The sequence below is a fragment of the Thioalkalivibrio sp. AKL7 genome, from assembly GCF_000381705.1.
Taxonomy (GTDB): Bacteria; Pseudomonadota; Gammaproteobacteria; order Ectothiorhodospirales; family Ectothiorhodospiraceae; genus Thioalkalivibrio; species Thioalkalivibrio versutus.
On sequence record NZ_KB906947.1, the window covers coordinates 626016 to 639354 of the forward strand.

The 13339-nt window shown below is 65.4% G+C and carries 12 protein-coding genes; 9 read left to right on the top strand and 3 right to left on the bottom strand.

All coding sequences use genetic code 11. The annotated features are described in order from the left end of the window. The first annotated feature begins 209 nt into the window (after window positions 1–209). The 5 genes from pstB to G315_RS0102860 all read left to right on the top strand — a co-directional run bounded on the left by pstB (window position 210) and on the right by G315_RS0102860 (window position 4723). Window positions 210–1040 (top strand): phosphate ABC transporter ATP-binding protein PstB, encoded by an 831-nt coding sequence (pstB, locus tag G315_RS0102840; protein WP_018145415.1) that lies wholly within the window; start codon window positions 210–212, stop codon window positions 1038–1040. 286 nt (window positions 1041–1326) lie between these two features. After that, a complete protein-coding gene (gene phoU, locus G315_RS0102845; RefSeq protein ID WP_018145414.1) occupies window positions 1327–2049 on the top strand; it encodes a phosphate signaling complex protein PhoU in 723 nt (240 codons plus the stop codon). A 99-nt stretch (window positions 2050–2148) separates the two neighbouring features. After that, window positions 2149–2754 carry a DsrE family protein gene (locus G315_RS0102850; protein ID WP_018145413.1) on the top strand — a complete coding sequence of 202 codons (606 nt, stop codon included), beginning with the start codon at window positions 2149–2151 and terminating at the stop codon, window positions 2752–2754. A gap of 668 nt (window positions 2755–3422) precedes the next feature. Then, window positions 3423–3860, top strand: coding sequence for a glutathione S-transferase N-terminal domain-containing protein (locus tag G315_RS0102855; protein WP_018145412.1), 438 nt, complete (start codon window positions 3423–3425; stop codon window positions 3858–3860). Between the two features lie 29 nt (window positions 3861–3889). Continuing rightward, complete coding sequence (locus G315_RS0102860) at window positions 3890–4723, top strand: amidohydrolase family protein (RefSeq protein ID WP_018145411.1); 834 nt, start codon at window positions 3890–3892, stop codon at window positions 4721–4723. A 681-nt stretch (window positions 4724–5404) separates the two neighbouring features. Here G315_RS0102860 and G315_RS0102865 read toward each other — a convergent pair. Together G315_RS0102865 and G315_RS0102870 are read right to left on the bottom strand one after the other, a co-directional pair. Further along, on the bottom strand, window positions 5405–7315 hold the full coding sequence (locus tag G315_RS0102865) for a methyl-accepting chemotaxis protein (RefSeq protein ID WP_019611890.1): 1911 nt from the start codon (window positions 7313–7315) through the stop codon (window positions 5405–5407). A 161-nt stretch (window positions 7316–7476) separates the two neighbouring features. After that, window positions 7477–8985, bottom strand: coding sequence for a DASS family sodium-coupled anion symporter (locus G315_RS0102870; protein WP_019611891.1), 1509 nt, complete (start codon window positions 8983–8985; stop codon window positions 7477–7479). A 161-nt stretch (window positions 8986–9146) separates the two neighbouring features. On the opposite strand from G315_RS0102870, the gene G315_RS0102875 reads away from it, so the two are divergent. The 4 genes from G315_RS0102875 to G315_RS13995 all read left to right on the top strand — a co-directional run bounded on the left by G315_RS0102875 (window position 9147) and on the right by G315_RS13995 (window position 12802). Further along, window positions 9147–9728 (top strand): superoxide dismutase, encoded by a 582-nt coding sequence (locus G315_RS0102875; protein WP_019611892.1) that lies wholly within the window; start codon window positions 9147–9149, stop codon window positions 9726–9728. A 103-nt stretch (window positions 9729–9831) separates the two neighbouring features. Then, the gene (locus G315_RS0102880) at window positions 9832–11028 is read left to right on the top strand and encodes an acetylornithine transaminase (protein WP_019611893.1); all 1197 of its coding nucleotides are present in this window, start codon (window positions 9832–9834) and stop codon (window positions 11026–11028) included. Beyond that, entirely contained in the window at window positions 11025–11942 is a 918-nt protein-coding gene (gene argF / locus G315_RS0102885) for an ornithine carbamoyltransferase (RefSeq protein ID WP_018145406.1), read from the top strand. The genes G315_RS0102880 and argF overlap by 4 nt, the downstream gene beginning before the upstream one ends. 470 nt (window positions 11943–12412) lie before the next feature. Further along, window positions 12413–12802 carry a transposase gene (locus G315_RS13995; RefSeq protein ID WP_081624441.1) on the top strand — a complete coding sequence of 130 codons (390 nt, stop codon included), beginning with the start codon at window positions 12413–12415 and terminating at the stop codon, window positions 12800–12802. Here G315_RS13995 and G315_RS0102890 read toward each other — a convergent pair. Beyond that, on the bottom strand, window positions 12689–13339 hold a 651-nt coding region (locus G315_RS0102890; RefSeq protein ID WP_019611894.1), incomplete at its 5' end, for an IS30 family transposase. The two genes, G315_RS13995 and G315_RS0102890, sit on opposite strands and share 114 nt — an antisense overlap.

A 13339-nucleotide genomic window follows, 5' to 3' on the forward strand; every position in this document is an offset into this window, starting at 1 on the left:
AGCGCGAAGCGCCTTGAACGGCCGCAGGCCGGCCCGAAGGGCGAGCGCAGCGAGTTATCTCCCGACGCAACCCCGGAGGTCCGGCGGGCCCAGCGCCCGGGCCACCCACGGCGATCGCCACGGCGCTGCGCGCCTCGCGATGACGGTGCTTTTCCGTACCCTCGCGGTGCCGGGATGCGTCGAACCCCATTCCCCATGGAGTACCCGAAATGAGTGACACCCAGACCCACGCCCTCAACGTGGCCCAGAATAACCAGGCCCCGCGCGGCCTCAGCCTCGACCGAGAGGACATCTGCCTGACCGCGGAGGGCCTAAAACTTTTCTACGGCGAGGACCAGGCGCTCAAGGGCATCGACATCCGCATCCCGAAGAACCGCATCACGGCATTCATCGGGCCTTCCGGTTGCGGCAAGTCAACGTTCCTGCGCTGTTTCAACCGCATGAACGACCTGATCGATTCCGTACGCATCGAGGGCACCATCCGCCTGGACGGCGCGGACATCAACGACAAGTCCGTGGATGTCCCCGAGTTGCGCCGCCGAGTGGGCATGGTGTTCCAGAAGCCGAACCCGTTCCCCAAGTCGATCTACGAGAACGTGGCCTACGGCCTGCGCCTGCAGGGCGTGAAGAATCGCCGCAAGCTGGACGAGGTGGTGGAGAAGTCGCTCAAGCGCGCCGCGCTGTGGGATGAGGTGAAAGACCGTCTGCACGAGAACGCCTTCGGCCTGTCCGGTGGCCAGCAGCAGCGCCTGGTCATCGCCCGCGCCATCGCGATCGATCCCGAAGTCCTGCTGCTGGACGAGCCCTGCTCGGCGCTGGATCCGCTGGCCACGCTGAAGATCGAGGAGTTGATGATCGAGCTGAAGAAGGACTACACGCTGGTCATCGTCACCCACAACATGCAGCAGGCCGCGCGCGTATCCGACTACACCGCCTTCATGTACATGGGCGAGCTGATCGAATACGCGGATACCGACACCCTGTTCACCTCGCCTGCCAAGAAGCAGACCGAGGACTACATCACCGGCCGCTTCGGCTAGGGAGACACGGATGAATCTACACCTCCGCGTTGGTGCCCCATTTTGTGCGAGAGCAAGCGCTACAAACAGGCCGACAAGGCCCTTGCCAGTACCAACACTCTGGAAATGGGGCAACAACCCCGTATGTCCTCACTTAGAGGTCGGGGCTCGGCCGCTTTTGCCCGCTGCCAGCGTTGCGGCTCCCTTGTGCAGAGTCACTGCACGGCAGTCACCGCGCCTTGTCAGCGGGCAAAACCGACTCGAGCGCGGACGCGTACATTCATCAGTGTCTCCCTAGGAAAACACCATGGACAAGAGCTTCTTCAAGCAACACATCTCGCAGCAGTTCAACGCCGAGCTGGAAGACATCATCAAGCAGGTGATGGCCATGGGCGGCCTGGTCGAGCAGCAGCTCGCCGATGCCGTCCACGCGATGGTCGAGGGCGATGCCGAACTCGCCGAGAAGGTCATGACCTCCGACTACGAGGTCAACGCCAAGGAGGTCGAGATCGACGAGGAGTGCACCCACATCCTCGCCCGACGCCAGCCGACCGCCTCCGACCTGCGGCTGGTGATCGCGGTCATCAAGACCATCACCGACCTGGAACGCATGGGCGACGAGGCCGAGCGGGTCGGCCGCATGGGCCTGCACCTGCTGGACGAGGACCGCAACAGCGCCCCGATGTCGGATATCGCCAGCATGGGCGAACATGTCCGCGAGATGACCCGCGGGGCCCTGGATGCCTTCGCCCGTATGGACGTGGAACAGGCCGTGCGCGTCGCCCAGCTCGATATCCAGATCGACAGCCTGTACGAGACCGTCACCCACAAACTGATGCGGCAGATGACCGCCGCCCCGGACTCCGTCCCGCGCCTGATGGACATCGTCTGGGCCACCCGCTCCCTGGAACGTATCGGCGACCGCGCGCGCAACATCTGCGAATACGTCGTCTATTTCGTCAAGGGCAAGGACGTGCGCCACACCAGCTACGAGCAAATGGCCGAGCAGGCCACCGGGGACCGCCACTGACCCCGGCGACTCGACTCTGCCCACGCGCGGGAGCCCCAATTCTGCTGCCCCCGTGCGCGGGTGTTTGCGTCGTCCGGCGATCCCCGCTTGAATGGGGCCATGTGGATTACCCGCTCACGCCCTCGCCCATTTCCGCTTCCCGCCTGGCTGTTCGTGGGCGGCCTCATTGCCATGCTGGCCATGCCCCGCCTGCACGCGGGCCCCGTGACCTCCTCTGACCCGCTGGCCCCGGGAGAACCCTCCGCGGCCGTCCTCGAGCTCCTGGAACGCGACAAGCTCCCTGAAGGCGTGGTCTTCGAGATCATCGAGAACGACCGCGCAGCGCTATCCGCGCTTCTTCCCGAGATTCGGGCCAGTGTCGCCCGCCTGCGCGAACGCGACCCCGACTACCCGGTGGCCGTCGTCTCCCACGGTGCGGAACAATTCACCCTAACGCGCCGCGAGGCGACGCAGCACCCCAGCCTGCACGACGAGGTGGAGGCCCTGGTCCGCGACGAAGGTGTGAACGTGGCAGTCTGCGGCACCTTTGCCGGCTGGCGCGGCCTGGACGCGGAGGCATTTGCCGACTTCGTCGAGGTCGCCGACCGCGCCCCAGACCGCCTCGATGACTATCGCGAACTGGGCTTCGAAGTGATCCGCCTGCGCCCGTCGCTACTCGATGCGCCCCCGGAAGACCCTTGGGAGTTCGACTTCGGCACCCCCTGAGCTTGCCGATTCACAAAGATACCCACCACGAAGACGCAAAGACGGTCGAGAGCCTGTAACCATGGAGGTCACGGCCGGACACCGACAACGGCAGGATGGTTAACGGCATCGGAGCTTTGATGCGGGCTGAGCAGCACGGATCGGTGCGCCAATACCCTTTTCTGCTCACTCTTGCCCCACTCCACGCCGCGCCCTCTTTAATACGCCGTGGTAAGACCGCCCTTGACCTTCTTCGTGCCTTCATGCGCTGCGTGCAAAAAGCGCTCTCCTGATTAGCAACGAGCGTCCGCCAGGCTCAAGGCCCGTGCGGGCCCGGGTCTCCAGGCGCCTCCTACATCGTCATCCCGGAAAGCGCGCAGCGGTTATCCGGGATCTCCACGGTATGAGTGACCCGTACGTTGGGGCTAGAACGGCGTCTGGAGATCCCGGCTCTCCGCTGCGCTACGGCCGGGATGACGGGGAAGGGGTAAGCGCCCCGGGAGGGTGACACTCCCAGGAAGGCCTGGATCAAAGTGGCCCCGGGTGGGCCATGCACGTCCCCAAATGGGTCCCGCCACTGGCTGACGATCGTTGCTAATCAGGAGCGCTCTTGGGTTTGAGGGCGAAACTAACGCCTCCATCGCTCGAGATGCTGTAACGGTGTCGGGCTCCTGTGGCATCCTTTCGCCATGAGATTCCTGATTCGCACCTTCTTCCGTGGCGTCCGCCTGATTCTGACCCCGTTCATGCTGATCGGTGAGCGCGTCTCGCGCCCACGCGGCATCGAACGGGACCCGGCCGACCAAGCCCGAATCGACGAACAGACGCAACGCCTTGCCCTGTATCACTTCCCGGCGTGCCCGTTCTGCATCAAGGCCCGCCGCGCGATGCAGCGCCTGTCGCTGGATATCGAACTGCGCAACGCCCAGGCCACCGGTCCCTGGCGCGAGGAACTGCAGAACGAGGGCGGCCGCCTGCAGGTGCCCTGCCTGCGAATCGAGGAAGAAGACGGCTCGGTGCGCTGGCTGTACGAATCCGATGCCATCATCCGCTACCTGCGCGAGCGCTTCGATCCGGCACAGACGACCGATCCGACCCCTGCGCCCAACAGTCCGCCGCGTTCCTGATGTCGAATTGGCTTCCGAAGGGTCTGTCCATGCACCATCGCCTCCACCGTTCCCTGCTCGGCGCCACGCTCGGGCTGGCCCTGCCCTTCACGGTCGCCAGCGCCGAGCCGCCGATCTTCGATGCCCACCTGCACTATCGCCCGGCGGTGGCCGAAACCTTTGGCATCAGCGACGTGGGCCGCACCCTGGCCTCCAATGACGTGCGCAGCGCCATCGTCATGTCGACCGAAGGCGGCTTGATTCGTCGCCTGCAAGCGGGCTCGGACACCCGCATCGTGCCGTTTCTGGAAGTCTCCCACCGCCTGGGCAAGAAGATGGACTGGATGCACGTCGAGGACCTGGGCGCCCGCATTGCCGACATGCTGGACGAATCCGACGTGGCCTGGCGCGGGCTGGGCGAGTTTCACATCCTGGCAGACGACCGCTTCGGACCCGGCTTCGAACAGTTGCTGGACCTGGCCGTCGCCCGCGATCTGACCATCATGATCCACGGCGACCCGGCCGTGATCGATCATGCCTACGCCACCCACCCCGAGGTCCGCATCCTCTGGGCCCACGCCGGCAGCTACGCCTACCCGCCCCTGGTGCAGGACTACCTCGAGCGCCACCCGCGCATGAACATGGACCTGTCCATGCGCAACCCGCGCATTAACCCCGGTGGCCAGATCGACGACGACTGGTTCGAGCTGTTCCTCACCCATCCGGATCGCTTCATGATCGGCGTGGACACGTTCACCACCACGCGCTGGGAACAGTACACCCACCTGAAAGACGAGACCCGCGCCTGGCTCGACCAGCTGCCCGACAACGTCGCCCGCGCCATTGCCTTCGAAAACGGCGAACGCCTCTTTCCCGCTCAGTAAGGGCCTTTATTCACCACGAAGGCCACCAAGGCACGAAGACGGGCAAAAGGCCTGAACCACAGAGGTCACAGAGGTCACAGAGCACGGCAAGGACAGTGTCGAAAGATCACGACCGGAGTGTCGTCTGACGTCGTACGGCCATCATCCGACCTTTTCCTCCCCAGCCCTTCCCCCAGTGCTCTGCGTCCTCCGTGGTCCAATCGCCCTCCTGATTAGGAACGAACGTCAGCCAGTGGCGGGGCCCATTTGGGGACGTGCATGGCCCGCCCCGGGCCACTTTGATCCAGGCCTTCCTGGGAGTGTCACCCTCCCGGGGCGCTTACCCCTGCCCTGTCATCCCGGGCGGAGCTCACCCTGATTGTGATCCCAGTCGTAGTGCCCCCTCCCCGTCATCCCGGCCGTAGCGCAGCGCAGAGCCGGGATCTCCACACGCCGTTCTAGCCCCAACGTACGGGTCACTCATACCATGGAGGTCCCGGATAACCGCTGCGCGGTTTCCGGGATGACGATGTAGGAGGCGCCCGGAGACCCGGGCCCGCACGGGCCTTGAGCCTGGCTGACGCTCGTTGCTAATCAGGATCGCCCTTGACCTGGCTTCTTCGTCTGCCCTTTTCCCCACACGCATAAAAAAGCCCGCGCTCCCCGAACAGGGAGGCGGGCTCGACACCATCCGGTCGAGTATCAGACCTTGAACTGACCCACACGCTCCTGCTGCTGGGAGGCGAGCTTGGACAGCTCCTCCGAGGCATTGCGGATCTGCTCGGAGCCCGCCGCGGTCTGGTCAAGCACCTCGGTGATGTTGGCCACGTTGCGGTTGATCTCCTCGGCCACGGTGGACTGCTCCTCGGCGGCGCTGGCGATCTGCGTGTTCATGTCGCTGATGCGGGTCACCGACTGGGTAATCGCGTTCAGTGATTCGCCGGCGAGGTTCACCTGCTCGACACTCTCGTGGGCCTTGGAACGCCCATCTTCCATCGCCTGCACCGCCTCGCGCGTACCGCTCTGGACCCGCTCGATCATCTGCTGGATCTCGTGCGTCGAGTCCTGCGTCCGGCTGGCCAGGGTGCGCACCTCGTCGGCCACCACGGCGAAGCCGCGGCCCTGCTCGCCAGCGCGGGCCGCCTCGATCGCGGCATTCAGCGCCAGCAGGTTGGTCTGATCGGCGATGTCCCCGATGACCTCCAGGACCTTGTTGATCTGCTCGGCATCCTGCGACAGGCGGGTGACCACCTCGGCCGCATTGTCGACCTGCCTGGACAGGCCGTTGATCGCGGTGACCGTCTTCTGCACCACCTGCTGACCGGCCACGGCGTCCTGGTCCGTGGCCTGGGCGGCCGCCGCCGCATCCGCGGCATTGCGGGCGACTTCCTGCACGGTGGCGGTCATCTCGTTCATCGCGGTAGCGACCTGGTCGGTCTCCGCCTTCTGGCGGCGCACCTGCTCGTTGGTCTCCTCGCTGGTCGCGGACAGCTCGTTGGACGCGGCAGCGACCTGATCGGAACCCGCCGCCACTTGCTGGATCAACACGCGAATCTTCTCGACAAAGCGGTTGAACACCACCGCCAGATCGCCCAGCTCGTTCCGGCCGGACACCTCCAGCTGGCGCGTCAGGTCACCCTCGCCACTGGCGATGTCGTCCAGACGCTCCACCGTCTGGCACAGCGGGCGCACGATGCTGCGGGTCAGGAACCAGGCCAGCAGCACGCCCAGAACCACCGCAATCACGCCGACCATGACCACCGTGCCGGTGGCGTTGCGGGTCATGGTCACGTAGGCGCTGCGGTCCACCATCAGTTCCAGCACACCCACCGCATCGCCGGAGAAATCGCGCACCGGCCGGGCGATCACCGCCATCGGCTCGCCCTGGTAGGTCACGTTGCGCACCAGGCGCTCGCCCTGGAGCACTTCGCGCATCTCGGCCGCATTGAAAGTCGCTTCGCCTTCGATGGTCCCGCCAAAGCGGTTGAACCGACCCTCATCGCGCAGGTAGAGCGCGACCGGTGCACCCAGCTCCTCGGTGAACTGCTCGAAGAAGGGGTCGCCGAAGGACAGCCCGAACTCCACCGAACCCACGTGCTCTCCGTTGTGAGCGATGGGGACCACGCCGCGGATACCCAGGCCGGCCACGCCCTCTTCCAGGCCCGAGATCGGGGCGCGGCGGTCGTTGGTGTCGACGACCGTCTGGCGAAAACCGGACAGGTCATCGCCATAACGATCCGGGCGATGCACGCGCAGGAAGGAGGTCGCCGGCGGCGTGTGGAACTGATACTGGCGCACGCCGTAATCGGCGCTCAGGGACTCGAAGCTCGGCACCGTCAGTGCGGCCAACCGATCGCGATCCCCATTAGCCATGGCCTCCTGCACATCCGGGATGCGGGCCACGGTCTCCGCCATCGCGGTCGCGCGCGCCGACTCCTGGTCCAGCCGATCCAGCAACTGGCCAGCCAAGTCGTTCAGCTCCCGCTGCTCCGCCCTGTCCGCCATCGTACCCAGGGCATTCATCACCACGACCAGGGTCAGCACCACGGCGAGGACCACCACGCCGATGATGCCCACCATGAGCCGTACGCCAATTCGAATATTGTTGAACATGTCTGTGCGTCCTTCGGTCTGCCGGTCAGCGCCAGCTCGCAAAATAATGGGCCGTTCGTCCTCCCTAGCGGCGGCGAATCCTAGAACTTGAGCATGGAAGGCTTTTCATCCCCACAAGAACGTCGGGGACACGGCAATCACAGAACGAATCCGCGCAGCGGCTACAACAGCAGGGCCTCGGCGAAGACGTAGACGGCCAGGCTGATCAGCACCAGCGCCACCACGGAAAGCAGTGCCCCGCCCCGCACCATGTCCAGCACCTGCAGGCGGTTGCTGGCGAACACGATGGCATTCGGCGGGGTCGCCACTGGCAGCATGAAGGCCACGGAAGCGGCAAAGGCGACGGGTAGTGCCAGCATCAGTACCGGCACGTCCATGCTCAGCGCAAACGCGGTGACCAGGGGTAGCAGCGTCGCGGCCGTGGCCGTATTGCTGGTTACGTGGCTCAGCGTCATGGTCAGCAACACCACCCCGGCCATGATCAGGATCAGCGGCCAGGTCTGCGCGATCACCAGGGCATCGGCCGCCAGCTCCGCCAGACCACTGGACTCGATGGCCGCCCCCAGGCTCAGGCCGCCTCCGACCAGCAGCAGCACGCCCCAGGGCAGCTCGCGGGTGTTATCCCAGGCCAACAACCTGCGCTGTTCCATGGAACCCGAGGGGATCAGGAACAACAAGCCGGCGCCCAGGATCGCAATGCCGGCATCGGTCAGCGAGATGGGCAACCAGCCCTCCAGCAGCGGCCGTGTCAGCCAGGCGAGCGCGACCAGCACGAACACCGCCGCCACCCGCTTCTCTGCGGTCGACCAGCGCCCGACCGTGGCGCGCTGCTCGTCCAGCAGGGCGCGCAGGCCGGTCAGTTCGACCCGGTGCACCGGGAACACCCAGCGCGTCAGCAGCCACCACGCGAGGGCCAGGAGGATCGCCGCCAGCGGCAGGCCCAAGGTCATCCACTCCAGAAACCCGATCTCCATCCCGTGGCGATCCCCGAGATAGGCCGCGGTCAGGGCGTTCGGCGGCGAGCCGATAATGGTCGCCATGCCCCCGATGTTTGCGGCAAAGGCGATCCCCAGCAACAACGCCAGGGCCGGGCGCCGCGACTCCGCACTCGCCCCCGGCCCCTGTGGCGATGCACGACGTTCAATCAGGCCCAGCACCGACAGGGCGATCGGCAGCATCAGCGCCGCGGTCGCGGTATTGCTGACCCACATGGACAACCCGGCCGTGGCCAGCATGAAGGCCCCGACCAGGGCGTGCAGACGATTCCCGGAACGGGCCACGATCGCCAGCGCCATGCGCCGGTGCAAATCCCAGCGCTGCACCGCCAAGGCGATCGCAAAGCCGCCCATGAACAGGAAGATGATCGGGTTCGCGTAGGGCGCGGTCGCGTTCTCCATCGAGGTGATGTCGAGGACCGGGAGGATCGCGATCGGCAGCAGCGCCGTGACCGGCAGCGGCAACGCCTCGCTGATCCACCAGGTCGCCATGAACAGCGTCAGCCCCAGCACCCACCAAGCGGCCGGATCGAACCCCGTCGGCGCCGGCACCAGCAGGAACAGCACAAAGATCGCCGGGCCCAGCATCAGGCCGATCCGGGCGCGCCAGTCCACCGTCGAGCGCTTCGCCACCGCCGCTTCGCCTTCCTGCCCCGTCTCGTCGGTATCCGCCATGCGCCTCGTCTTGTGGGAAATCCGCCGGGATGAAAACCAACCGGCATCATCGGGAATTGCATCGCCCGGGCAACGTGACTATCGTTGTCCTGTTAAGCAGCGCTCCCGGTTCGGGTGCGCCGCCGCCTCAGTTTCTCACGACACCGTACAAGGAGTCTTTCATGGCCTACGAACTGCCCGATCTGCCCTACGCCAAGAACGCGCTGGAACCGCACATCTCCGCCGAGACGCTGGAATACCATCACGACAAGCACCACGCGACCTACGTGACCAAGCTGAACGGCCTGTTGCCGGGTTCCGAGTTCGAAAATGCCTCGCTGGAAGACATCATCCGGAAGGCCCCGGCCGGTGGCATCTTCAACAACGGCGCCCAGGTCTGGAACCACACCTTCTACTTCAACTGCATGGCCCCGAACGCCGGCGGCGAGCCCTCCGGCAAGCTGGCCGATGCCATCAACAGCGCCTTCGGTTCGTTCGACGCCTTCAAGGAGAAGTTCAACGAATCCGCGGTCGGCAACTTCGGCTCCGGCTGGACCTGGCTGGTGCAGAATGATGACGGCTCGGTGGAGATCGTGAACACCTCCAACGCCGCCAATCCGCTGCGCGACGGCAAGACCCCGCTGCTGACCTGCGATGTCTGGGAACACGCCTACTACATCGACTACCGCAACGCGCGCCCGAAGTACCTCGAGAACTTCTGGGCCGTGGTCAACTGGGACTTTGCTGCCCAGCAGATGAAGTAAACCCCAAAGGGTTTATATACTAGGCGCCTTTGGCCGCATGATGCGGCTGCGCCTTTCATCGAGCCGGCGGTCCTCCGCCGGCTCTTTGGTTTCGGAGAACCCAATGAACGACGCCCTGCAGAACACCTACAAGCGCCTGCCCGTCGCCTTTGAACGCGGCGAAGGCGCCTGGCTGTGGGACACCGACGGCAAGCGCTATCTGGATGCCCTGTCCGGCATTGCCGTGTGCGGTCTCGGACATGCCCACCCCAAGGTGGCCCAGGCCATCTGCGACCAGGCCGGCACGCTGGTGCATACCTCCAACCTGTACCGCATCCCGCTGCAGGAACAGCTGGCCCGGCGTCTATGCAAGCTGGCCGGCATGGACCGCGCGTTCTTCTGCAACTCCGGAGCCGAGGCCAACGAAGCGGCGATCAAGCTCGCCCGCCTGCACGGCCGCGCCAGGGGCATCGCCGAGCCCAAGATCGTGGTGATGGAGGGCAGCTTCCACGGCCGCACCCTGGCCACGCTGTCCGCCACCGGAAACCCCAAGGTGCGGGCCGGGTTCGAACCGCTGGTCTCGGGCTTCGTGCATGTCCCGCATGGCGACTTCGATGCGGTAGAGGCCCTGGCCGAAGACCCCGACGTGGTCGCCATCCTGGTCGAGCCGGTCACCGGCGAAGGCGGGATCCATGTCCCGCCCCCTGGCTACCTGCGGCGCCTGCGCGAGCTGGCCGACCGCAAGGACTGGCTGCTGATGCTGGACGAGATCCAGGCGGGCATCGGACGCACCGGATACTGGTTCGCCTTCCAGCACGAGGGCATCACGCCGGACGTGGTCAGCCTGGCCAAGGGTCTCGGCAACGGCATCCCCATTGGCGCCAATCTGGTCGCCGGTGCGGCGCGCGAGCTGTTCAGTCCCGGCATGCATGGCACCACCTTCGGCGGCAACCCGCTGGTGTGCCGGGCGGCGCTGGCCGTGCTCGACGTGATGCAGGACGAGGCCCTGTGCGAACAGGCCGCGCGCCAGGGCGAATTCCTTCTGGGTCGCCTGCGCGACCGCCTGAGCGACCACCCGGGCGTGGTCGCCGTGCGCGGCCGCGGCCTGATGATCGGCGTCGAGCTGGACCGCCCGGCGGGCGAGCTGGTGATGGCCGCCCTGGAACGCGGCCTGATCCTGAACGTGACGGCGGACCGCGTGATCCGCCTGCTGCCGCCGCTCATCATCGACGATGAGCAGGTGGAACAGATCGCCGCCACCGTAGCCGACCTGGTGGATGCCTTCCTGTCATCCTCTGTCCCCAAGGAGGTCTCTGCATGAACCCTCGCCATTACCTCTCGTTCCTCGATCTCTCCGGGGATGAAACCCGTGCCCTGCTGCAACGGGCGATCGAGCTCAAGCAGCAGCTGAAGTCGGGCGGACACCACGACGACCTGCTGCGCGGCAAGACCCTGGGCATGATCTTCGAGAAGTCCTCCACCCGCACCCGGGTGTCGTTCGAGGTGGGCATGCAGCAGCTGGGCGGCAACGCCCTGTTCCTGTCCCCGCGCGACACCCAGCTGGGCCGCGGCGAGCCGATCGAAGACACCGCCCGCGTACTCTCGCGCATGGTCGACTGCGTGATGATCCGCACCTACGAGCACGAGAAGATCGAACTGTTCGCCAAGCACTCCTCGGTCCCGGTGATCAACGGCCTGACCGATCTGGAGCACCCGGCGCAGCTGCTCGCCGACCTGCAGACCTACGTCGAGCACCGCGGCGACATCCGCGGCAAGCGCGTGGCCTGGATCGGCGACGGCAACAACATGTGCCACAGCTACATGTACGCCGCCCGCCAGCTGGATTTCCAGCTGGTCGCCGCCTGTCCGGAAGGCTACGACCCGGAGCCCAGCGTGGTCGAGACCACGCAGGAACACTTCGAGCTGACGCGCGACGCCCGTGCCGCGGCCGAGGGTGCGGATCTGGTCGTCACCGATGTCTGGGCGAGCATGGGCCAGGAGCAGGAAAAGAGCGCGCGGCGCCGGGCCTTCTCCGGCTTCTTCGTCGATGCCGACCTGATGCGGCTCGCCAACGACGACGCCCTGTTCATGCACTGCCTGCCGGCCCACCGCGAGGAAGAGGTCTCCACGGATGTCCTGGAAGGCCCGCAAAGCGTCGTCTGGGACGAGGCCGAAAACCGCCTGCACGCCCAGAAGGCCCTGCTCGAATTCCTGATCACCCTTAACGCCAGCTAGCATTCTTCGCGCCCCCTTTTATCCACTACGAAGCACACGAAGGGCACAGAGGAGATGGAGCAGATCCAGGGTAGAAAAATCGCCTGATTAGCGACGCGAGTCAGCCAGTCACGGGGATCATCCGGGGACGTAAATGGCCCGTCGCAGGTCGCTTGAATCCGGGCGTTTTGGGAATGTCACCCTCCCCGGCCCCTGCACTGTCATCCCGGCCGGAGCGAAGCGAGGAGCCGGGATCTCCCCCGTCGGGACAACCCCAGCCGCCGAGATCCCGGATAACCACTACGCGGTTTCCGGGATGACGCGCACCGCTGCCCTCCCGTAGTCGTAGGATGGGATGAGCGCAGCGAATCCCATCAAGGAACTGGCACGACGCAGGAAACGATGCGTCTCGTGCAGCCCAAGTGAGCTGGTCTAATTTCCGTGGACACCTCGTTAGGTGGGACGATACCCCCTGGACGAGGAGAACAACCATGGCACGTAAGCGCCGAAGTTTTTCAAGCGAATACAAGGAGCGCGTGGCCCGGATGGTGGTCGATGACGGTCTGGAGGTCTCGGTCGTATGCCGGGATCAGGATCTAGGCGAGACGGCCGTTCGCCGCTGGGTCGATCAACTCAAGGCGGAGCGCACGGGGCAGCCGGGCGAGGGTCGGCCGCTGACGGCGGAACAGCAACGGATCCGCCAGCTCGAGGAGGAGAACCGGCGGTTGAAGGAGGACAAGGAGCTGCTAAAAAAAGCGTCGGTGCGTTCAACCGGTCGACGCAACAGTGGCCATGAGTTTATCCGCCGGGGAGATGAAGCCCAAGGTTTTCCGCGGTCGCCGATTCAAGCGGAGGGCGACTTCATCCAGGTCGGTCTGTGAGAAGCCTGCCAGTTCCGTACCCTTGGGGAAGTACTGGCGCAGCAGGCGGTTGGTATTCTCGTTGGTGCCGCGCTGCCAAGGACTCTGCGGGTCACAGAAGTAGACCTTCACATCCGTGTCGGCGGTGAAGGCCTTATGGCTGGCCATCTCGCTGCCGCGATCCCAAGTCAGGGAGCGCCACATCTCGCGCGGGAGTCTGCGGACCTCGCGGCTGAGCGCGCTCGCGACACTCGCCGCATCCTTGCCTTGGACCTTCACCAGCATCGTAAAGCGGGAGTGGCGCTCGACAAGCGTGGCGATGTGGCTGTTCTTCGCCCCGGAGATCAGGTCTCCCTCCCAGTGGCCCGGTATCGCACGATCTTCCACTTCCGCCGGGCGCTCTCGGATCGAGATTGCATCAATGATCTGGCCGCGAGGCTGTCCTTCCGTGCTCGCAAGGCGTGAGCGGCGCATCATCCGTCGCGAACGCAGGTGCTTCAGCAGTTCTTTCTTGAGTACGCCGCGAGCCTGAATGAAAAGGCTGCGGTAAATCGTCTC

Bases quoted from the DNA above. Each gene is read 5' to 3' on its own strand.
- pstB (WP_018145415.1), top strand. From the start codon at position 210: ATGAGTGACACCCAGACCCACGCCCTCAACGTGGCCCAGAATAACCAG.
- phoU (WP_018145414.1), top strand. From the start codon at position 1,327: ATGGACAAGAGCTTCTTCAAGCAACACATCTCGCAGCAGTTCAACGCC.
- G315_RS0102850 (WP_018145413.1), top strand. From the start codon at position 2,149: ATGTGGATTACCCGCTCACGCCCTCGCCCATTTCCGCTTCCCGCCTGG.
- G315_RS0102855 (WP_018145412.1), top strand. From the start codon at position 3,423: ATGAGATTCCTGATTCGCACCTTCTTCCGTGGCGTCCGCCTGATTCTG.
- G315_RS0102860 (WP_018145411.1), top strand. From the start codon at position 3,890: ATGCACCATCGCCTCCACCGTTCCCTGCTCGGCGCCACGCTCGGGCTG.
- G315_RS0102865 (WP_019611890.1), bottom strand. From the start codon at position 7,315: ATGTTCAACAATATTCGAATTGGCGTACGGCTCATGGTGGGCATCATC.
- G315_RS0102870 (WP_019611891.1), bottom strand. From the start codon at position 8,985: ATGGCGGATACCGACGAGACGGGGCAGGAAGGCGAAGCGGCGGTGGCG.
- G315_RS0102875 (WP_019611892.1), top strand. From the start codon at position 9,147: ATGGCCTACGAACTGCCCGATCTGCCCTACGCCAAGAACGCGCTGGAA.
- G315_RS0102880 (WP_019611893.1), top strand. From the start codon at position 9,832: ATGAACGACGCCCTGCAGAACACCTACAAGCGCCTGCCCGTCGCCTTT.
- argF (WP_018145406.1), top strand. From the start codon at position 11,025: ATGAACCCTCGCCATTACCTCTCGTTCCTCGATCTCTCCGGGGATGAA.
- G315_RS13995 (WP_081624441.1), top strand. From the start codon at position 12,413: ATGGCACGTAAGCGCCGAAGTTTTTCAAGCGAATACAAGGAGCGCGTG.